Source organism: Mycobacterium colombiense CECT 3035, assembly GCF_002105755.1.
GTDB classification, from domain to species: domain Bacteria; phylum Actinomycetota; class Actinomycetes; order Mycobacteriales; family Mycobacteriaceae; genus Mycobacterium; species Mycobacterium colombiense.
The window spans coordinates 1,004,475-1,027,129 of record NZ_CP020821.1 but is presented as its reverse complement, the minus strand read 5'-3'; the positions used below and the strand labels follow the sequence as shown (position 1 = coordinate 1,027,129).

Sequence of the window (22,655 nt, the reverse complement as noted above, 5' to 3'; positions counted from 1 at the left end):
GCCGGTGGGGCGAGCCGCCATCGCAGCACACGGGGATGTTGTACGTTTCCTGCGGCGAGTTGATTGGAGTCGGCGATGGGCGACGCGCAGGGCTCGCGGTCGGGAACGATGTTCGGCCCGTACCGCCTGGGCCGGCTGCTCGGCCGGGGCGGCATGGGCGAGGTCTACGAGGCCGAGCACACCGTCAAGCAGTGGACCGTGGCGCTGAAGCTGATGTCGCACACGTTCAGCCAGGATCCGGTGTTCCGCAAGCGAATGGAGCGCGAAGCCCGCATCACCGGCCGGCTGCTGGAGCCGCATGTGGTGCCGATCCACGACTACGGCGAGATCGACGGCCAGCTGTTCTTGGAGATGCGCCTCATCGAGGGTGCCGACCTGGACAGCCTGCTGCAACGGGAGGGACCGCTGCCCGCGCCGCGCGCGGTGGCCATCATCCACCAGGTCGCATCCGCCCTGGACGCGGCCCACGCCGCCGGGGTGACGCATCGCGACGTCAAACCGCAGAACATCCTGATCACCGGCGACGACTTCGCCTATCTGGTCGACTTCGGCATCGCCAGCGCCAAGACCGACGAGAAGCTCACCCAACTGGGCACCGCGGTGGGGACATTGAAATACATGGCGCCCGAACGCTTTTCGAGTGACTCGTCGAGCAGCGACGTGACGTCTCGCGCCGACGTGTACGCGCTGGCGTGCGTGCTCTACGAATGCCTGACCGGCGTGCCACCGTACGCGGCCGACAGCACGGGCGCGCTGGTCACCGCGCACCTGATGCACCCCATCCCCAAACCCAGCGCGCACGGCGTGAACCCGGCATTCGACGCGGTCATCGCGGCGGGAATGGCCAAGGATCCCAGCGAGCGCTACCCCACCGCCGGCGCGCTGGCGGACGCCGCGCACAAGGCGCTCACCAGCCCGGAACGCGAACGCGCCGCGACGATCCTGGAACGCAGCAGCACCGCGGTCGCCGAGGTCCCGATCAGCCCACCCGCGCCGCCGCGGCGCCGGCGCACCCGCTGGCCGATGGTGGCCGCCGCGGCCGTCGTCGCCGTCGCGATCAGCGCCGTCGGCGTCTGGCTGGTGCTCAAACCCACCAGCCAGCCGCAGCACCGGGCGAGCTCGGGCAAGACGGCGCCGCCGTCGGCCGCCGCCCCCAGCGGCGAGGCGGCGCGACTGATCAGCCTGCTGCCACCGGGCTACCTGCCGGGAACCTGCACGCCCGCCACTGCCGAGTCGGGCAGCATCTGGGTGCACGCGGTGGCCATGGTGACCTGCGGACAGAACACCCAGCCCGGCGGCCCGGCCCGGGCCACCTACGGCCTGTTCGCAACGCCCGACCGGCTGAAGAAGGCCTTCAACGACGACGTCGGCAACGTCAGCCTGGTGAACTGCCCCGGCGAGGGACGCTCGCCCGTCAGCTGGCACTACGACGAGACCCCCAACGACATGGCGGGCCTGATCGCGTGCGGCACCTACAACGGCCACCCGAACGTGATCTGGTCCAACGACGCCAGGCTCATGCTCAGCGACGTCACCGGCGATCCGGCGACCGTCGAAGACCTGCACACGTGGTGGGACGCGTACGGCTGACCCGTCCGGGCCTAGTCCGTGACCGGCTCCGAATCCTCTTGCCGCTCAGCGTCTTCCACGGTCAACGGCAGCGCCAGCTCCTCGAGCGGGCGCTGCTCGGCGGCGATGCCGAGCCACAACTCGACCAGCCCGGCCGCGGCCATCACCACCGCGCCGATCAGGAACGACCAGACGACCTCGCTGCGCATGCCCGAGTTGATCAGCTGACCGAACAGCAGCGGGCCGGTGATGCCGCCGATCGCCGTGCCCATCGCGTAGAAGAACGCGATCGCCAGGGCCCTGGTCTCCATCGGGAAGATCTCGCTGACCGTCAGGTACGCCGCGCTGGCGCCCGCCGACGCCAGGAAGAACGCCACGATCAACACGCCGATGAACGCCCACACGCCGCCGGCCTGGGTGAGGAACACGATCGCCAGCGCCACCACCGCCACCCCGGAACCGATGTAGGTCAACGTGATCATCGGCTTGCGGCCCACGGTGTCGAACAGGTGCCCGAGCACCAGCGGCCCGGCGAAATTGCTCAGGGCCCACAGCACGAAGAACACCGGCACCATGCCCGACGGCACGGCGTAGAACTGGCTGAGCAGCGTGCCGAGGTTGAACGTGACGCCGTTGTAGAGGAACGCCTGGCCGATGAACAGCGCCAGTCCCAGGATCGCGCGCCGCGGATAGAGCTTGAACGCCACGGCGGCGATCTCGCGGAACGAAATCGCCGTGCGCTGGCGGATCCGCAGCGCCTTGCCCTGCGGTTCGGGCAGCGGCTCGCCGGTCTCCCGCTCGACCGCCTCCTCGATGTCGCCGACGATCTGCTCGGCCTCCTTGTCGCGGCCGTGGATGAACAGCCAGCGCGGGCTCTCCGGGACGTTGCGCCGCACCAGCAACACGAAAATGCCGAGGATGGCGCCGATGCCGAAGGCGAGGCGCCAGCCGATGTCGGGCGGGAAGTTCGACGTGTCCAACAGGACCAGCGCGCCGCCCGCACCGGCGGCCGAGCCCAGCCAATAGGTTCCGTTGATCACCAGGTCGACCCGGCCGCGCACCCGCGCCGGGATCAACTCATCGATGGCCGAATTGATGGCGGCGTACTCGCCGCCGATGCCCGACCCGGTGAAGAACCGGGTCAGGAAGAAGTACCACGGGGCGAACGCGAACGCGGTGGCGACCGTGGCCACCAGGTAGATCGCCAGCGTGATGATGAACAGGTTGCGCCGGCCGAAGCGGTCCGTCAGGTGGCCGAAGAACAGCGCCCCCGAACACGCCCCCGCGATGTAGATGGCGGCCGCCATGCCGATCTGCGCGGCGTTCAGCGAGATGCCGCTGTTGTGCTCCATCAGCCGGGCCGAGACGTTGCCCACCATGGTGACCTCGAGCCCGTCGAGCACCCACACCCCGCCCAGCCCGACGACGACGCGCCAGTGAAACCGCGACCACGGCAACCGGTCCAGCCGTGCCGGCACGTGCGTCGAGATGGTCTTTGTTTGCGCGCTGGCACTCATGCGGTCTCCGTTCGGCGTTTGACAGAGATCTACCCACTCAGCACCCGTCGGCCTCAGCCGCGATCGGCCCGGGACTCTTCGGGGGTCCAGGCCTGCGGCTGGCCGGGGTGGCCGGGAAAGAGGAAGTCGATGAAGGCCGCGGCCGTGGGCTGGGGCTCGTGGTTGGCCAGCCCGGGGCGCTCGTTGGCTTCGATGAAGGCGTAGTCGGCGCCGCTGACGTCGGGCACCAGCAGGTCGATGCCGGTCACCGGGATGCCGATCGCCTCGGCGGCCGTCACCGCGACGCGGCACAGTTCGCTGTTGACGTGCGCGGTGACGTCGTGGATGGTGCCGCCCTGATGCAGGTTGGCGGTGCGGCGAACCCGCAGCCGGGTGCCCTGCGGCAGCACGTCGTCCAGGCTCCAGCCGGCCTCGGCGATCGTCGATTCCGTGAGGTCGTCGAGCGGGATGCGGGACTCGCCGCCGGTGGCCGCCGAGCGCCGCCGGCTCTCGGCCGCGATCAGGTCGCGCACGCTGTGCTCCCCGGTGCCGATGATCTCCGGGGGCATCCGCAGCGCGGCGGCGACGACGCGGCCGTCGATCACCACCAGCCGCAGGTCGTCGCCGGTCACCCGCTGCTCGATCAGCACGTCCGGGTATTGCTGCCGGGCCCGCGCCAGCGCGGAGCTGAGGTCGTCGGGTCCGTTGTCCGGCAGGACCCCGACGGTGATGCCCTTGCCCTGCTCGCCACGCGTCGGTTTGACGACGACCTCGCCGACCTCCTTGAGGAAGGCGAAGTCACCCTCGTCGAAGGTGGCCAGCCGGGCGCGCGGCACGGTGATGCCCGCCTCGGAGACCAGCCGGCGCGTCAGCCGCTTGTCGTCGCAGCGGCACATGGCCACCGCGGAGGTGTACTCGGACAGCGACTCGCGCGTGACGACGCTGCGGCCGCCGTGGGTCAGGCGCATCTCGCCCGTCTCGGCATCGAGCACCTCGACCCAGATGCCGCGGCGCAGCGCTTCGTCGGCGATGATCCGGGCGTACGGGTTGAGGTCGTCGATCGTCTCGGGCGGCGGGGTGAACAGCGGCTCGTTGATCGCGTTCTTGCGCTTGATCGCCAGCACCGGGACGCGGCGGAACCCCAGCTTCTCGTAGAGGCCGATGGCGGCGGCGTTGTCGTGCGCCACCGACAGGTCCATGTAGGCGCGGCCCGCGCTGCGGAAGTGCTCGGCCAGCGCCTTGGTCAGGGCGCCGCCGACGCCGGGGAGCCCGGCGGCCGGATCGACCGCCAGCGTCCACAGGCTCGAGCCCTCTTCCGGGTCGTTGAACAGCAACTCGTGGTCGACGCCGGTGACGGTGCCGACCACGGCCCCGTCCTCGTCGCGCACCGCGAGCAGATACTTCACCGCCGGCACGTTCTGATGGTTGTCCCAGATCACGTCGACGCCGGCCGGGACCATGCCGCAACGCACGTAGACGCGGTTCATGGCGTCGGCATCGATCGGGTCGTTGAGCGTGCGCACCGTCACGCCCAGCGGCGACGGCGCCAGGTTCTTCGTCTTAGGGGTGAAACGCAGCCGGTAGGTGTGGCTGGGGTCGATGAACAGCTCGGTGGGCGCCTCGGCAACCACCACGTGCGACTCGCGGGCGTAGATGCAGATGTCGCGACGCCCGGGCCCCTCGCGGCGCAGCGCCTCGACCAGTTCCTGGGAATTGGCGAAGGTCTGCCCGAAAATCAGCCGGCCCCAACCGAGTTCGAGCTCGACATCCTTGGCCATCGCGTCCACCAGCTCCGGCGGCGAGGCGTCGTGCAGACCGAGCGTGATCGCCTCGGTGTGGTCGCCGGACGGATCGACCGTGGTCATGCAACCGGGCCCGATACACCGTGACGCTGCAACCAGAGCTCGAGCAGGGCGATCTGCCAGAGCTCGTTACCCCGCAGCGGGGTCAGTTTGCCGTTGGGATTCTCCAGCAGGGTGTCGACCGCGTCTGCACGAAACAGCCCGCGCTCCTTGGCAACCGGCGCATAGAGGGCGTCGCGGACCATGTCGAGGTAGGGGCCTTCGAGATGGGTCAGCGCCGGAACCGGGAAATATCCCTTCGGTCGGTCGATGACCTCTGACGGAATCACCCGTCGCGCAGCCTGTTTCAGGACGCCCTTGCCTTCGTGGGCGATCTTGAGTTCCGGCGGGCAGGTGGCGGCGAGCTCGACCAGCTCGTGGTCGAGGAACGGCACCCGGCCCTCCAGGCCCCACGCCATCGTCATGTTGTCGACCCGCTTCACCGGGTCGTCGATCAGCATCACGGTCGTGTCGAGCCGCAGCGCGCGGTCGATGCCGGTCTCGGCGCCGGCCTGGGCGAAGTGCTCGGTGACGAACCGCAGGCTGGGGTCACCCGGCGCCATGATGCCCGGCCCCAGCAGGCCGGCCAGCTCCGCCGAATCGCGATCGAAGAAGGCACCGCGGTACTCGGCGACGGCACCCTCCAGCGATGCGGCGGCCGGCGAGCCCATCGGCGGGTACCAGTGGTAGCCGGCGAACACCTCGTCGGCGCCCTGACCGGACTGCACGACCTTCACGTGCCGCGCCACTTCCTGGCTCAGCAGGTAGAAGGCGACGCAGTCGTGGCTGACCATCGGCTCGCTCATCGCGCCGATGGCCCCGTCCAGCGCCGGCAGCATCCGGTCGGAATCGATGCGGATCTGGTGATGGTCGGTCTCGAAGCGCTTGGCCACGATGTCGGAGTACTGGAACTCGTCGCCCTTGACGCCGCCCGCCGACTCGAAGCCGATGGAGAAGGTCGACAGGCCGTGCTGGCCGGCCTCGGCGAGCAGACCCACGATCAGGCTGGAGTCCACGCCCCCGGACAGCAGGCAGCCGACCGGCACGTCGGCGACCAGGCGGCGCTTGACCGCCAGCCGCAGCGTGGACAGCACCGCGTCCTCCCAGTCGCGCTCCGACCAGTCGGCTCGGTCGGCGTGACGGGTGAAGTCGGGCGCCCAGTACGTGGTGACGGTGCGCCTGCCGTCCGGCTCGATGGCCACCAGCGACGCGGGCGGCACCTTGCGGACGCCGCGCAGGATGGTGTGCGGCGCGGGCACCACCGAGTGGAAGCTCATGTAGTGGTGCAGGGCGACCGGGTCGATCCGGGTGTCCACGCCGCCGCCGGCCAGCAGGGCCGGCAACGTGGACGCGAACCGCACGCGGTGGTTGTCCTCCGTCAGGTACAGCGGCTTGATGCCGAGCCGGTCCCGGCCGAGCAGCACCCGCCCGCTGTCGCGCTCGACGATGGCGAAGGCGAACATGCCGAACAGATGGCTGACGAAGTCGTCGCCCCAGCGGTGGTAGGCCTTGATCAGAACCTCGGTGTCGCTGTGCGAGAAGAACCGGTAGCCGTACCCGCTGAGCTCCTGCCGCAACTCCTTGTAGTTGTAGATGCAGCCGTTCCACGCCAGCGACAGGCCCAGCTCCGAGTCGACCATCGGCTGGGCGCCGGCTTCGGTGAGATCGATGATTTTGAGGCGACGATGGCCGAGCGCAACGCGACCCTGCGACCAGGCGCCGCCGGCATCCGGACCCCGTGGTGTCAGCACCGCGGCCATCGCTGAGACCGCCGCTACATCGGGCGCCTGCCCGTCGAGTCGTACCTCCCCGGTGACTCCGCACACGCCTTCGACCCTACCGTTGTCCGATTCCCAGCGCGCGTGAGCTCCACCAAAAGCGCTGCAACGGGCCACCTGCGGCCGCGATCAACGCATGGTGATCACCGCGATCGACGGATGTGTGAACTGAATCGCACCGGCGCCGCGAACCGCCCGAAACGCTCGTCACGTGGCGGTCGGTTCGTCGTCGCCGGACGCCGCGTTGAACCGTTCGTGCGGGGCCAGTTCGCGGCGCCGCTCCGCGCGAACCAGCCGCCGCAGCTGTTCGCCGTACATCTCGGCCGACTCGGCGGTCAGCATCTCGTTGTGGGTGCAGTCCACGGCGAACGTCAGGACGTCACCCGAGGCGTAGGGCTCCCAGGATCGGACCAGCAGCGAACTGCGGTCGCTTTGATCCCGCACCGCGGAGAAGACGCTGAGGTCACCGTCGAACAACCCCGGCTCGTGCAGCCGGTACAGCTCGATGTTGGCGTTGAGATTCCCGACCAGCAAATCGACGAGCTGCCGGTGCCGGGAGATGTCCGCGACCCCCGACTCGCGCAACAGCTCCGCCAGCTGCTCGTCGGTGGGCGGGCCGGTGTGCGCATCGGTGCTGATGTCGTAGGCCCGCAGGACGTCGTCGAGCACCTGCTGCTCGCTCAGCGCATGCTCCGGCAGGGCGATGCCGTCGTCGATGCTGGGTTGGGCGTCGAGCAGGATCAGGCGGCCGATCACGCAGCCCCGGCGCTGCAGCTCGATCGCGATCTCATGGGCGACGACGCCGCCGAACGACCAGCCCAGGATGTTATAGGGCCCACCGGGATAGACGTCCTGGATCCGGTCGGCGTAGACCTCGGCCAGTTCGCGGATGGAGCGCGGAGCGGCCTGGTCGGCCTGCGGGATTTGCTGGATGCCGAAGATCGCGCAGTCCACGTAGTTCCCGAGAACCTGGTACGGCCAGCTCACCCCGCCCGCCGGGTGGATGCAGAACAGCGGCACGCCGGACCCCTGTTTCAGGGTCTGCACGGGAACCACCTCGTCGGTGTCCGTCGCCTCGGCCCGCACCCGCTGGCTCAATTCCTTGACGGTGGGCGCGTCGAACAGGGTGCGTACCGCCAGGTCAACACCCAGTTCGGCGTTGATCGCCGCGACCACGCGCATCGCCGAGATGCTGTCGCCGCCCAGGTCGAAGAACGAGTCGTCGACGCCCACCTGGTCGGTGCCGAGCACGCGGGCGTAGACGTCCGCCAGGGCCCGCTCGGTGGGCGTGGACGGCGCCCGGTACGCGCCGCCGGTGTACTGCGCCGCCGGCAGGGCCCGGGTGTCGAGTTTGCCGTTGGGCGTCAACGGGATGGTGTCGAGCGCGACCACCGCCGCCGGAACCATGTAGACCGGCAGCCTCGCGGCCAGCGCGGTGCGCGCCTCGCCGGGGTCGGCGGTCCCCGTGACGTACCCGACCAGGCGCTTGACGCCGGGCTGGTCCTCGCGGGCGATCACCACGGCCTGGTCGACGTCGTCGAGCGCCGCCAGCGCGGCCTGGACCTCGCCGAGTTCGATGCGATAGCCGCGGATCTTGACCTGCTCGTCGGCGCGGCCCAGGTAGTCCAGCTGCCCGTCCGCGCGCCAGCGCACCAGGTCGCCGGTGCGATACATGCGCGCCCCGGGCGCCCCGAACGGGCACGCCACGAACCGCGAGGCCGTCAGCCCGGGCCGCCCGACGTACCCGGCGGCCACGCCGTCGCCGGCCACGTACAGCTCGCCGACCACGCCCGGGGCCACCGGACGCAGCCACGGGTCGAGCACGAACAGGGCCGCGCCGTCCACCGGCGAGCCGATCGGCGGCGCCCCGGATCCCCGCGTCAGCGGGGAGCTGATCGCCACGCACATGGTGGTCTCGGTCGGACCGTAGGCGTTGACCATCACCCGCCCCGGCGCCCACCGGTCCACCACGTCGGCCGGGCAGGCCTCGCCGACCATCACCAGCGACACCGACTCCAGGCCGTCGGGCGAAAGCATCGCCACGGCCGACGGCGTCTGGGTCAACACGGTGACCTCTTCGTCGACCAGCAGGGCGTGGAAGTCCTTCGGCGAGCGGGCCACCGACTCGGGCACCACGACCAGCCGCCCGCCGCGCAGCAGCGGAGCGAAGATCTCCCACACCGAGACGTCGAACGCGTACGAGTGGCTCTGCGTCCACACGCCCGGCCGCGGCAGGCCGGCGTCCAGGGACTCCAGCAGCTGGGTCACGTTGCGATGCGTGATCGCAACGCCTTTGGGGACGCCGGTGGTCCCCGAGGTGTAGATGACGTAGGCGATGCCGTCGGCCGCGGGTGCCGGCAGCGGGGTGGCCGCCTGGCGCTCGATCCGCGGGTCCTCGATGTCGATGACCGTCAGGCGCGAACCGTTCAGCCGCGACCGCAGGCCCGCCGTGGTGACGGCGGCGACCGGCGCGGCGTCGTCGAGCATGAAGCGGATCCGGGCGCCCGGCGCCGCCGGGTCGATCGGCAGGTAGGCCGCCCCGGTCTTGAGCACCGCCAGGATCGCCACGATCGCCTGCGCCGACCGGGAAAACAGCAGCGCCACAGACTCTCCCGGGCCCGCGCCCTGCTCGGCGAGCAGGTGGGCCAGCCGGTTGGCGGACTCGTCGACCTCGCGGTAGGTCATCGACGTGCCGCCCCAGTTGATCGCCACCGCGTCGGGCCGGTCGGCGACCTGGGCGTCGAACAGGGCGGGGATCGACGGCAGCGCGGCCCGCGGCCGGGCCAGCGCCGCGCGGTTATCGATCTCGTCCAGGCGGGCGTGCTCCGAGGCGTCGAGCAGGTCCACCGCCGACAGCGGCCGGTCCGGATCGGCGGTCATCGCCAGCAGCACCCGCTCCAGCCGGTCGCGGAGCGCCTCGACGGTCGGCGTGTCGAAGACGCCGGTGTCGTACTCCACCCGCAGGCCCAGCTCCTGGCCGGACAGCGCGGCCTGCATGGTCAGCGGATAGTGGTTGCGCTCGAACATGTTGACGTCGGCGATCGCCAGTTCGTGGTCGACCGCCATCGCCGAGGTGTCCAGCGGGTAGTTCTCGTAGGCGAACAGGGTGTCGAAGAGCTTCTCGTGACCGGTGATCCGGTGCATCTCGCTCAGCGACAGGTGCTGATGGTCGAGCGTCTCGGCGTGACCGCGCTGCAGCCGGCCGAGCAGCTCGGTCGTGGTGGTCGCCGCCGTCATGTCGGCGCGCACCGGGACGGTGTTGATCATCAGGCCCACCATCGATTCGGCGCCGACGACCTCGGCCGGCCGGCCCGACACGGTGGTACCGAAGGCGACGTCGTGCTGGCCGGTCAGCCAGGCCAGCAGCTGCGCCCACGCGGCCTGCAGCACGGTGCTGACCGTGGTGTGGCTGGAGCGGGCCAGCTCGCTGAGCGCCCGGGTGGTGTCCTCGGACAGCGCGAACGATTGCACGCCGCGGGCGCCGAGCTCCCGCTGCTGCGGCGGCCCGACCAGCGTCGGGGTGTCGAAGCCGGCCAGCAGCTCGCCCCACGCCGCGCGCGCGGCGTCCAGGTCGCGGTCGGCCAGCCAGGTGACGAACCTGCGATACGGCGCGGGCGCGGGCAGGCGCTGCCCGGTGTAGCAGGCGAACGTCTCGTTCAGCAGGATCGGCACCGACCAGCCGTCGAGCACGATGTGGTGGATGGTGAGGATCAGGCGGTGCCGGTCGTCCCCGGTGCGCACCAGCGCCGCGCGGACGGCCGGCTGGTCGGCCAGGTCGTAGACCGCCGCACGCTCGGACGCACACAGCCGCCGGATCTTCTCATCGGGCTCGCTGCCGTTCGGCTTGAACTCGAGGTACCGCCACGCCATCGCCGGATCCGCCGGGATGACCTGGACCGGCTCGTCGAACTGGTCGCAGAATCGGGCCACCAGGTGCGGGTGCCGGCCGACGACGGCGTGCATCGCGTCGCGCAGCCGGTCCCCGTCCAGCGGGCCGGTCAGCGTGAGGTCCAGCTGCACCACGTACAGGTGGTCGTCCCGATGGTCCCCGTTGTCCCCCGTGGAGTCGGCGTGGAAGAGCAGCCCCTCCTGCAGCGGCGTCAGCGGCAGCACGTCGGCGACCCGCAGCCGCCGCTCGAGCTCGTCGATCTGCTGCTGGTCCAGGCGCGCCGGGACGATGTCCGACGGGGTCAGGCCGCCTCCGCCGGTGCGGACGTGCGCGCAGATGCCGGCCAGGGCCTCGAACCACAACCGGCTCAGCCGCGCGACCTGCTCGCGGTCCAGCGCCGAGGCCGCCCACGTCCAGTTGGCGTGCAGCTGCGGGCCGTCCGCGGTGTCCATGGTGCCGGCGTTGAGGTCCACGGTGTGCATCAACGGCATCGGCACCGCGGTGCTGGTGGCGGTGGCCGACGAACCGTCCGCGGCGATCCGCCACAGCTCGTCGGAGAGCTCGGCGGCCGCGCCGCCCAACCGGCCCAGGTAGTTGAACCCGATCGCCGGGTCGGCGCCGTCGAGGTCGATTTCGGCGTTCAGGTAGCGCAGCAGCCCGTAGCTCAGCGGGTCCGGCAGCCCGCGCAGTTGTTCCTTGGCGTCCTTGATCAGCGCACCCAGGACCGGCGCTCCGGCGGTGACCTGCGACCAGGACAGCCCGCCGACGTTCAGCGCGACCGGGTATTTGGTGGTGAACCAGCCCACGGTCCGGGACAGGTCCACTCCGGGAGCCAGCTCTTCGTGGCGGCCGTGGCCCTCGACGTCGATGCCGATCGGCGAGCCGGCGTTACCCAGGAACTCCGCCCAGGCCAGCGCGAACCCGACCAGCAGGATGTCGTTGATGCCGGCGTGGAACGCGGCCGGCACCTCGCCGAGCAGCGTGCGGGTGGTCTTCACGTCCAGCGTCACCGCCATGTTCTCGGCGGTTTCGTAGGTGTCGACGTCGGGCCGAACCGCCGGCAGGGCGGCCGGCGTGGCGGCCACCCGCCGCCACGCGTCGGCCTGCGCGACCACGGCGGGCGACGACGCGTGCTCGGCGAGCAGCGCGGACCAGCGGGCGAACGACGTTCCGCCGGCGGGCAGCGCGATCGGTTGCCCGTGGTGGTGCTGGCCCCAGGCGATGTTGAGGTCTTCCAGCAGCACTCGCCAGGACACCCCGTCGACGGCGAGGTGGTGAATGATCAGCACCAGCTGGCGGGTGGCGGCCACCCACAGCGCGCTGAGCATCACCCCGGCGGCCGGGTTCAACCGCGACCGCGCCTCGATGATCGCCGCGTCGGACAGCGCGTCGACGGCATGCACGCGCTGGGCCGCGTCGACCGAGCCCGGCTCGGGCACCCGCAGCGACCATTCGCCGGAGTCGTCGTCGACGCGCAGCCGCAGCATGGCGTGCCGGTCCAGCAGGGCCTGCAACACGGTCACCACGTCGGCCTCGGTGACGCCGGCCGGTGCGGCCAGCACCATCGTCTGGTTGAACTGGTCGACGGGACCGTCGACGCTGCGCAGCCAGCGGATGATCGGGGTGGCGGCGATGTCGCCGACGCCCTCGTCGGCCACGCCGTATTCACCGTCGGTCACGCCGGCCACCCGGGCCAGCCGGGCCACGGTCTGCTCGGTGAAGATGTCGCGGGTGCGCAGCACCAGGCCGGCGGCCCGCGCGCGGGTCACCACCTGCATCGAGGAGATGCTGTCGCCGCCGAGGTCGAAGAACGAGTCGTCGATGCCGACCCGGTCGACACCCAGGACCTGCGCGTAGATGCCGGCCAGGGTCTCCTCGACCGGGCTGCCGGGTGCGCGATACCGGTCGACGTCGCGGTATTCGGGTGCGGGCAGGGCCCGCACGTCGAGCTTGCCGTTGGCCGTCAACGGCAGCGCCTCGAGCGTCACGACGGCCGCCGGGACCATGTAGGCCGGCAGGTGATCGGCCAGCCGGGTGCGGATCTCGACCGGGTCCGCTCCCCCGGTGATGTAGCCGACCAGGCGCTTGTCACCGGGCCGGTCCTCGCGGGCGATGACGACCGCCTGCTCGACGCCGTCGAGTGCGGCCAGCGCCGAGCGCACCTCGCCGAGTTCGATGCGGTAGCCGCGGATCTTGACCTGCTCGTCGGCGCGGCCCAGGTACTGCAACTGCCCATCGGAGCCCCAGCGCACCAGGTCGCCGGTGCGGTACATGCGCGCCCCGGGCGCCCCGAACGGGCACGCCACGAAGCGCGACGCGGTCAGCTCGGCGCGGCGCCAGTAGCCGACCGCGACGCCGCCGCCGGCGACGTACAGCTCGCCGACCACGCCGTGCGGCACCGGGCGCAGGAACTCGTCCAGGACGAAGGCCGCCGCCCCGGGCACCGGGGAGCCGATCGGCACCGGCGCGTTGGCGGCCGCGCCCGCCTGCAGCGGCGCGCTGACCGCCGCGTACACCGTCGCCTCGGTGGGGCCGTAGGCGTTGATCATCGCGCGGCCCGGCGCCCACCGGTCGACCAGTTCGGCCGGGCAGGCCTCACCGGCGACCACCAGCGCCGCGGACTCCAGTCCCTCGGGCGACAACACGTCCGCCGCCGACGGGGTCTGGCTGATCACGGTGACCCCTTCGGCGACCAGTAGCGCGTGGAAGTCCTCCGGCGACCGGACCACCGCGTCGGGGATGACCACCAGGCGCCCGCCCTGCAGCAGCGCGCCGAAGATCTCCCACACCGAGACGTCGAAGGCCAGCGAGTGCCATTGCGACCACACGCCCTCGTGCGGCAGGCCGGACTCCCCCGAGGCCAGCAGCTGCGCGACGTTGCGGTGCGCGACCGCAACACCTTTGGGCACACCGGTGGTGCCGGAGGTGTAGATCAGGTAGGCGATGTCGTCGGGGCTCGGCGCCGGCAGCGGGGTTGCAGGCTGGGCGTCAACGCCCGGGGCATCGACGTCGCCGACGTCGATGACGGGGACGTGATGGCCATACAGCCGCTCCGCCAGCTCGGCGGTGCTGATCGCGACCATCGGCGCGGCGTCGCCGAGCATGAATCCGATCCGCTCGGCCGGCAGCGCCGGGTCGATCGGCAGGTAGGCGGCCCCGGCCTTGAGCACGGCCAGGATCGCCACGATCGCCTCGGCGGACCGTCCGAACAGCAGCGCGACCCGCTCGCCGCGGCCGACGCCCAGTCCGGCCAGGCGGCGGGCCAGCCGGTCGGCGGCCTCGTCGAATTCGCGATAGGTCCACGAGCGGTCCTCGCAGCGCAGCGCCACCGCGTCCGGGACGCGCGCCACCTGCTCGGCGAACAACGCCGGCACCGACGCGTCGACGGTGGCGGGCGCCGTCAGCACCGCGCGGTTGCCGAGGGCGTCCAGGCGGGCGTGCTCGCGACGGTCGAGCAGATCGACCGTGGACAGCGCACGGGTGGGATCGGCCGTCATCGCCTCCAGGACGCGCTGCAGGCGGGCGATCAGCGTCTCGATGGTCTCCGCGTCGAACACGTCGGTGCGGAACTCCACCCGCCCGCCGATCCCGGCGGGCTCGTTGTCCTCGGCCCAGCGCTCGGCCAGCGAGAACACCAGATCCATGCGGGCGACCTGGGTGTCCAGCGGTATCGACGTGACCTGCACGTCGTCGCCCAGCGCCAGCCCGGCGCCCGGTTCGCTGTCCTGCCCGGCGAAGTTCTGCCAGGCCAGCATCACCTGCACCAGCGGGTGATGCGTCAGGCTCCGGGTCGGGTTGACCCGCTCCACCAGCACCTCGAACGGCACGTCCTGATGCTCGAAGGCCTCCAGGCTGCGCGCCCGCACCCGGGTCAGCAGCTCGGTGAAGCTCGGATCGCCGGCCAGGTCCACCCGCAGCACCAGGGTGTTGACGAAGAAGCCGACCAGGTCCTCGAGCGCGGGGTCGCGCCGCCCGGCGATCGGGAAGCCGACCGCCACGTCGGTGCTGGCGCTGATCTTGGACAGCAGCACCGCCAGGGCGGCCTGCACCACCATGAAGCTGGTGGAGTTGTACTCGCGGGCCAGCCCCGCGATCTGCTGTTGCAGGTCGGCCGGCCAATCCACCTCGACGGCCGCCCCGCGCTGGTCGGCGACCGGCGGGTAGGGCCGATCGGTGGGCAGCTGCAACCGCTCCGGCATGCCGGCCAGCGCGTCCTGCCAGTAGGCCAGCTGCCCGGCGATGCGGCTGCCGCTGTCGGCGAGCTCGCCGAACTGCGCGCGCTGCCACAGGGTGTAGTCGACGTACTGCACGGCCAGCGGCTCCCAGTCGGGGGCCCGCCCGGCGCACCGGCTGGCGTAGGCCATGCCCAGGTCGCGCACCAGCGGCCGCAGCGACCAGCCGTCCGCGGCGATGTGATGCACCACCGCGACCAGCACGTGCTCGTCGTCGTCGACGCGGAACAGCGAGGCGCGCAACGGGATCTGGGTGGCCAGGTCGAACGTCTCGCGGGCCGCGGCGTCGACGGCCTCGCGCAACCGGCCCGCCGACCAGCCGCGGGCGTTCACGGTCCGCCAGCTCAGATCGGCTTGCTCGACCGGGATCACCACCTGCTGCGGCGTGTCGTCGGTCGCGGCGAACACCGTGCGCAGGCTCTCGTGCCGGGCCACCACGTCGGCCAGGGCCGCGCCCAGCGCCCGGGCGTCGAGGCGCCCGTGCAGCCGCAGCGCCGCCGCCATGTTGTACACCGGCGACGGTCCCTGCAGCTGGTCCAGGAACCAGAGCCGGCTCTGCGCGAAGGACAGCGGGATCACCGCCGGCCGCTCGCCCGCCACCAGGGGGTCCAGCCGGCCGGAGTCCTCGCCGATGCGCGGCGCCAGCTGGGCGACGGTGGGCGACTCGAAGATCACGCGGACCGCGACGCCGACGTCCATGGCGCTGTTGACGGCCGCGATCACCCGCATCGCGGAGATGCTGTCACCGCCGAGGTCGAAGAAGGAGTCGTCGACGCCGACGCGTTCGACGCCGAGCACGTGGGCGTAGATGCCGGCCAGGATCTCCTCGGTGGGGGTGGTCGGCGAGCGGTAGCCGGCCGCGGAGTATTCGGGGGCGGGCAGGGCGCGGATGTCGAGCTTGCCGTTCAGGGTCATCGGCAGCGCCTCGAGCACCACCACCGCGGCCGGGACCATGTAGCCGGGCAGCCGGTCGGCCAGCTGCGTGCGGGCCTCGGCCGGGTCGGCGTCGCCGATGACGTAGCCGACGAGGCGCTTGTCACCGGGTCGGTCCTCGCGGGCGATGACGACCGCCTGCTCGACGCCGTCCAGCGCGGCCAGCGCCGAGCGCACCTCGCCGACCTCGATGCGGTAGCCGCGGATCTTGACCTGCTCGTCGGCGCGGCCGAAGTACTGCAGCTGCCCGTCGGGGCCCCAGCACACCAGGTCGCCGGTGCGATACATGCGCGAGCCGGGCTCGCCGAACGGGCAGGGCACGAACCGCGTCGCGGTCAGCCCGGGCCGCCGCACGTAGCCGTAGCCGACGCCGCGACCGGCGACGTACAGCTCGCCGACCACGCCGGCCGCCACCGGGCGCAGCCAGCCGTCCAGGACGAACAGCGCCGCCCCGGGCACCGACGAGCCGATCGGCGGCGCGCCCGAGCCCGCGGCCAGCGGCGTGCTCATCGACGAGAAGATGGTGGCCTCGGTCGGACCGTAGACGTTGAGCATCGTCCGTCCGGGCGCCCAGCGGTCCACCAGCTCGGGCGGGCAGGGCTCGGCCCCGATCACCAGCGCTGCGGACTCCAGACCCTGCGGCGACAGCATCCGCACCGCCGACGGGGTCTGGCTCAAGACGGTGACCTTCTCCGCGACCAGCAGGGCGTGGAATTCCATCGGCGAGCGGGCCACCGAGTCGGGCACCACCACCAGCCGGCCGCCGTGCAGCAGCGCGCCCCAGATCTCCCACACCGAGAAGTCGAAGGCGTACGAGTGGAACTGGGTCCACACCTGGTCGGCCGACAGCGTGACGCCGACGGCCTGCGCATCGAACAGCCGGGTCACGTTGCGGTGGCTGACGGCCACGCCCTTGGGCACACCGGTGGTGCCCGACGTGTAGATGATGTGCGCGACGTGCTCGGGGGCCGGCGCCGGCAGGGCCGTGCGGGGCTTGCGGGCCACGGCACGGTCGTTGATGTCGATGACGATCAGGTCGTGGGCGTCCAGCTTGTCCGCCAGCGCGGCGACCGTGATCGCGGCCATCGGCGCGGTGTCGGTGAGCATGAAGTCGATGCGGGCCGCCGGCAGCGCCGGATCGATGGGCAGGTAGGCCGCGCCTGTTTTCAGCACCGCCAGGATCGCCACGATCGCGTCGGCCGACTTCCCGAACAGCAGGGCCACGGCCTCGCCCGGGCCCACACCACGCTCGATCAGCAAGTGCGCCAACCGGTTCGACTTCTCGTCGAGCTCCCGGTACGACATGGACCGGCCCTCGAAGGTGACCGCCGCGGCCCGCGGGCTGCGCGCCGCCTGCGCGGCGAACAAGGCCGGGATGGACGCCGACGTGCCGGGCTGGGCCAGTACGGCCCGGTCGCCCCACGCGTCCAGCCGGTCGTGTTCGGCGTCGTCGAGCTGGTCGATCGAGGACAAGCGCCGCGCCGGGTCGGTGGTCATGACGACCAGCAGGCGCCGCAGCCGCTCGATCAAGGTTGCGATCCGCGCCGCGTCGAAGACGTCGGTGTCGTATTCGACCTGCAAGCGCAGTTCCTCGCCGGGCTGGGCCTGCACGGTCAGCGGGTAGTGGGTCGATTCCCGGCTGGTGATGTCGGTGACGGCCAGCTCCTGGTCGGCCGACAGCGCGCTGGCGTCGATCGGATAGTTCTCGTACGCGAACAGGGTGTCGAACAGCTGGTCCTGGCCGGTGATGCGGTGAATCTCGTTGAGCGCCAGGTGCTGATGGTCCAGCGTGTGGTTGTACGCGCCCTGCAATTGGTCGAGCAGCTCGGCGGTGGTGGTGGTCGCGGTGATGTTCGCCCGCACCGGAACGGTGTTGATGAGCAGGCCCACCATGGTGTCCGCGCCGGCGACCTCGGCCGGACGGCCGGACACGGTGGTGCCGAACACGACGTCGCTTTGGCCGGTCAGGCCGCACAGCAGCTGCGCGAAGGCGGCCTGCAGCACGGTGTTGACGGTGGTGTGGCGCGCGCGGGCCAGGTCGGTGACGGCCTGGCTGAGCTCGGCGGGCAGGGCGAACGACTCGACGCCTTGCGGCCCGAGCTCGGTGCGGCCCGGGGGCCGACCAGGGTCGGGGCGTCGAAGCCGGCGAAGACCTCGGCCCAGGCCGCGCGGGCGGCGTCGATGTCCCGTCCGGCCAGCCAGTCGACGAAGCCGCGGTAGGGCGCGGACGCCGGCAGGCGCTGGCCGTAGTAGCCGGCGAAGATCTCCCCCAGCAGGATCGGCATGGACCAGCCGTCGAGCACGATGTGGTGGTTGGTCAACACCAGCCGGTAGCGCTCGGGGGCGGTGCGGGCCAGCGCCACGCGGAAGGCCGGCTGCTCGGCCAGGTCGCCGCAGACCGCGGCGCGCTCGGCGGCGCACAGCCGCGCGACCCGCCCCTCGGCGTCGGCGTCGCCGTCCAGCTCGAGGTACTGCCAGGCCGCCGCCGGGTCGGCCGGGATGATCTGGACGGGCTCGTCGTACCGGTCGCAGAACCGGGCCACCAGGTTGGGATGGCGGTCGATCATCGCCTGCACGGCGTCGCGCAGCCGGTCCGGGTCGAGCGGGCCGGTGACGCTGATGTCCAGCTGTCCCGCGTACAGGTCGTCGGTCGCCTGCGCGGTGTTGGCGTGGAAGAGCAGGCCGTGCTGGACCGGGGTCAGCGCCAGCACGTCGGCGATGTGGTGCTGCCGCGCAAGCTGATCGATCTGCTGTTGGCTCAGGCGGGCGGGCGCGATGTCCGACGGCGTCAGGCCGCCGCCCCCGGAGCGCACGTGCGCGCAGATGCCGGCCAGGGCCTCGAACCACAGCCGGCCCAGGCGGGTGACCTGCTCGTCGCTGCACGCCGAGGGCGCCCAGGTCCAGTTGGCGTGCAGCTGCGGGCCGTCCTCGGCGTCGACGGTGACCGCGTTCAGCTCGACGGTGTGCATCAGCGGCATCGGGATCGCGGTCGCGGCGCGGGTGACCGACCAGCCGTCCGGTTCGGGGCGCCACATGGCGTCGGTGAGCTCGGCGCTGCCGGTTCCCAGGCCGCCCTGGCGTCCCAGGTAGTTGAAGCCGATCGGGGGCTCCGGGGCGTCCAGGTCGACGTCGGTGTTCAGGTAGCGCAGCAGCCCGTAGCTCAGCGGATCCGGCAGGGCCCGCAGCTGTTCCTTGGCGTCTTTGAGCACCGCGCCCAGCGCGGCGCCGCCGGAAGCGACCTGAGCCCACGAAACACCGTGCACCGCAAGGGAAACCGGGTACTTGGTGGTGAACCAGCCGACGGTGTGGGACAGGTCGACGTCGCGGGCCAGTTCCTCGTGGCGCCCGTGGCCTTCGACGTCGATGCCGATCGGCGCGCCGGAATCGCCGGCGAACTCCGCGCATGCCAGCCCGAACGCGATCAGCAGGATGTCCTGCACGCCGGCGTGGAACGCGGCGGGCACGTCACCGAGCAGCGTGCGGGTGGTCTCGGCGTCGAGTTCCATCGACAGGTGTCCGGCGGTGGCGAACGTGTCCACGTCGGCGCGCACCGGGGGCAACACCGCGGGCGCCGACGCGACCCGCCTCCAGGCGTCGGCCTGATCCACCACGTCGCGGTGGTACGCGCGTTCGGCCAGCCGCTCCGACCACCGGGCGAACGAGGTGCCCGCGGCGGGCAGCGTCACGGGCTGCCCGCCGTGATGCTGAGCCCACGCGATGTTCAAGTCCTGCAACAGGATTCGCCAGGAAACACCGTCGACGGCCAGGTGGTGAACGATCACCACCAGTTGCCGGGTGGCGTTCGCCCACACCGCGCTGAGCATCACGCCTGCGGCCGGGTTCAACCGCGACCGCGCCTCGATGACCGCCTCGTCGGACAGTTCGTCCACCGCGTGCAGGCACGCGCGCGCGTCCACCGAGCCGGGCTCGGGCACGGTCAGCGACCAGCCGGTGGCGGCGTCCCTGTCGACGTGCAGCCGCAGCATCGCGTGGCGGTCCAGCAGCGCCTGCAGCACCGCGACGACGTCGGCCTCGGTGACCGCGGCGGGCGCCTGCACCAGCATGGCCTGGTTGAACTGGTCGACGCGGCCGCCGGCGTTTTCCACGTCCTGCAGCCACCGGATGATCGGGGTGGCCTGCACCGGCCCGAGCCCCTCGTCGGCCACGGCGGAGTCGGCGTCGAGGACTTCGGCCACCCGGGCCAGCCGGGCCACGGTCTGCTCGACGAAGATGTCGCGCGTCTTGCACACCAGGCCGGCGGCGCGCGCCCGCGTCACCACCTGCATCGACGAAATGCTGTCGCCACCGAGGTCGAAGAAGGAGTCGTCGACGCCGACGCGCTCGATGCCGAGCACCTGGGCGAAGATTCCGGCCAGGATTTCTTCAATGGCGTTGTCGGGGGCGCGATACCGGTCGGCGTCCTGGTAGTCGGGCGCGGGCAGGGCGCGGGTGTCCAGCTTGCCGTTGGGGGTCAGCGGCAGGGCCTGCATCACCACCACGGCGGTCGGGATCATGTAGCCCGGCAGCCGCTCGGCCAGCGCGGCACGCACCGCGGCCGGGTCGGCGGTGCCGGTGACGTAACCGACCAGGCGCTTGTCTCCGGGCCGGTCCTCGCGGGCCACCACGACCGCCTGCTCGACGCCGTCCACCCAGGCCAGCGCCGCGCGCACGTCGCCGAGTTCGATGCGGTAGCCGCGGATCTTGACCTGCTCGTCGGCGCGGCCCAGGTAGTCCAGCTGCCCGTCCGCGCGCCAGCGCACCAGGTCGCCGGTGCGGTACATGCGCGCCCCGGGCGCCCCGAACGGGCACGCCACGAACCGCGCCGCGGTCAGGCCGGGGCGTTGCCAGTAGCCGCAGGCCACGCCCGCGCCGGCGACATACAGCTCGCCGACCACGCCCGGGGCACCGGCCGCAGCCATTCGTCGAGCACGAACGACGCCGCGCCCGGCACCGGGGAGCCGATCGGCACCACGCCCGGCGAGCCCGCCCCCAGCGGCGCGCTGATGGCGGCGTACACCGTGGCCTCGGTGGGGCCGTAGGCGTTGATCATCGCCCGGCCCGGCGCCCACCGGTCCACCAGTTCGGACGGGCAGGCCTCGCCGGCCACCACCAGGGTGACCGAGTCGAGCCCGGTGGGCGAGAGCGCTCCGGCCGCGGACGGGGTCTGGCTGAGCACGCTGACCTGTTCGGCCACCAGCAGCGCGTGCAGGTCTTCGGGTGAGCGCGCCACCGACTCGGGCACCACGACCAGCCGGCCGCCGTGCAGCAGGGCGCCGAAGATCTCCCACACCGAGACGTCGAACGCCAGCGAATGCCATTGCGACCACACGCCGGTGCGCGGCAGACCCGAGTCGCCGGACGTCAGCAGCTGGGTGACGTTGCGATGCGTGACGGCAACGCCTTTGGGGACACCGGTGGTGCCCGAGGTGTAGATCAGGTAGGCGAGGTGCTCCGGTCCCGGTGCCGGCAGCGCGGTGGCGGGCCGGTCGCCGATGGCCGGGTCGTTCACGTCGATGACCTTGACGTGGTGGCCGTCGAACCGGTCGGTCAGCTCCGCGGTGGTGATCGCGGCGATGGGCGCGGCGTCGCCGAGCAGGAAACCGATCCGGGACTCGGGCAGCGCGGGGTCGATCGGCAGGTAGGCCGCCCCGGACTTGAGCACGGCCAGGATGGACACGATCGCCTCGGCCGACCGCGAAAACAGCAGCGCCACAATCTGTCCCGGGCCGGCGCCCCGCTCCACGAGGCAATGCGCCAGCCGGCTCGAGACCTCGTCCAGCTCGCGGTAGGTCAGCGAGCGGCCGTCGCAGACCAGCGCGACGGCGTCCGGGGTGCGGGCCGCCTGGGCGGCGAACAACGCTGGGACGGAATCGGTTTCGGGCGCCGATCCGGTCACCGCGGCGCGGTTGCCGATCTCGTCGAGCCGGGCGTGTTCGGCGTCGTCGAGCAGGTCGACCGACGAGACCGCCCGCGCGGGATCGGTGGTCATCGCGAGCAGCACGCGCCGCAACCGGTCGATCAGCGCCCGGATGCTGGCCGCGTCGAAGACGTCGGTGCGGAATTCGACGGTCCCGCCGATGCCGTCGGGTTCGCCGCCGTCGGTCCAGCGCTCGCCCATCGAGAAGGTCAGGTCCATGCGGGCGGTCTGGGTGTCGACCGGGATCGGCGTCACGTCGACGTCGCCCAGCGACAGCCCGGCCGCGGGACCGCTGTCGTGCCCGGCGAAGTTCTGCCAGGCCAGCATCACCTGCACCAGCGGGTGATGCGTCAGGCTCCGGGTCGGGTTGAGCCGCTCCACCAGCACCTCGAACGGCACGTCCTGGTGCTCGTAGGCGGACAGGCTGCGCTGGCGCACCTGCGACAGCACCTCGGCGAACGTGGGATCGCCGCCTAGCTCTGTCAGGTCGACGCGCAGCACCAGGGTGTTGACGAAGAAGCCCACCAGCTCGTCGAGCGCGGGGTCACGCCGCCCGGCGATCGGGAAGCCCACCGCCACATCGGGATTGGCGCCGAGCTTGGACAGCAGCACCGTCAGCGCGGTCTGAACGACCATGAAACTGGTGGCGTTGTGCTGGCGCGCCACTTCGCCGACGCGCCGCTGCAGCTCGGTCGGCCAGTCGATTTCGACCGTGGCGCCGCGCTGGTCGGCCACCAGCGGGTAGGGCCGGTCGGTGGGCAACTGCACCCGCTCCGGCATCCCGGCCAGGGCGTCCTCCCAGTAGGACAGCTGGGCCGCGATGCGGCTGTTGCCGTCGTCCAGGTCGCCGAATTGCGCGCGCTGCCACAGCGTGAAGTCGACGTACTGCACCGGCAGCGGCGTCCAGTCGGGTCCGCGCCCGGCGGCCCGGCCGGCGTACGCCACCCCCAGGTCGCGCACCAGCGGGGTGATGGACATGCCGTCGGCGGCGATGTGGTGC

The 22,655-nt window shown here is 71.8% G+C and carries 4 protein-coding genes and 1 pseudogene (1 of these 5 only partly in view); 1 reads left to right on the top strand and 4 read right to left on the bottom strand.

Annotated features, from left to right (window positions below; genetic code table 11):
- Positions 1–75 precede the first annotated feature (75 nt).
- On the top strand, positions 76–1,590 hold the full coding sequence (locus B9D87_RS04685; protein WP_007775858.1) for a serine/threonine-protein kinase: 1,515 nt from the start codon (positions 76–78) through the stop codon (positions 1,588–1,590).
- Positions 1,591–1,601: 11 nt separating this feature from the next.
- On the opposite strand, the gene B9D87_RS04680 is transcribed toward B9D87_RS04685, so the two are convergent.
- From B9D87_RS04680 to B9D87_RS27915, 4 genes and pseudogenes are all read right to left on the bottom strand, one after another.
- Positions 1,602–3,086 (bottom strand): MFS transporter, encoded by a 1,485-nt coding sequence (locus B9D87_RS04680; protein WP_007775860.1) that lies wholly within the window; start codon positions 3,084–3,086, stop codon positions 1,602–1,604.
- Positions 3,087–3,139: 53 nt separating this feature from the next.
- Positions 3,140–4,930: an N-acetylglutaminylglutamine synthetase gene (gene ngg, locus B9D87_RS04675; RefSeq protein WP_007775862.1), complete on the bottom strand. Its 1,791-nt coding sequence runs from the start codon at positions 4,928–4,930 to the stop codon at positions 3,140–3,142.
- Positions 4,927–6,732 (bottom strand): N-acetylglutaminylglutamine amidotransferase, encoded by a 1,806-nt coding sequence (locus B9D87_RS04670; protein ID WP_007775863.1) that lies wholly within the window; start codon positions 6,730–6,732, stop codon positions 4,927–4,929. Before B9D87_RS04670 ends, ngg begins: the two co-directional genes overlap by 4 nt.
- A 159-nt stretch (positions 6,733–6,891) precedes the next feature.
- Positions 6,892–22,655 (bottom strand): annotated as a pseudogene (locus B9D87_RS27915) (non-ribosomal peptide synthase/polyketide synthase); it runs 15,542 nt beyond the window's last position.

What these genes read in the sequence shown, in the direction of transcription:
- B9D87_RS04685 (WP_007775858.1), top strand. Translation starts at nt 76, where the DNA reads ATGGGCGACGCGCAGGGCTCGCGGTCGGGAACGATGTTCGGCCCGTAC.
- ngg (WP_007775862.1), bottom strand. Translation starts at nt 4,930, where the DNA reads ATGACCACGGTCGATCCGTCCGGCGACCACACCGAGGCGATCACGCTC.
- B9D87_RS04680 (WP_007775860.1), bottom strand. Translation starts at nt 3,086, where the DNA reads ATGAGTGCCAGCGCGCAAACAAAGACCATCTCGACGCACGTGCCGGCA.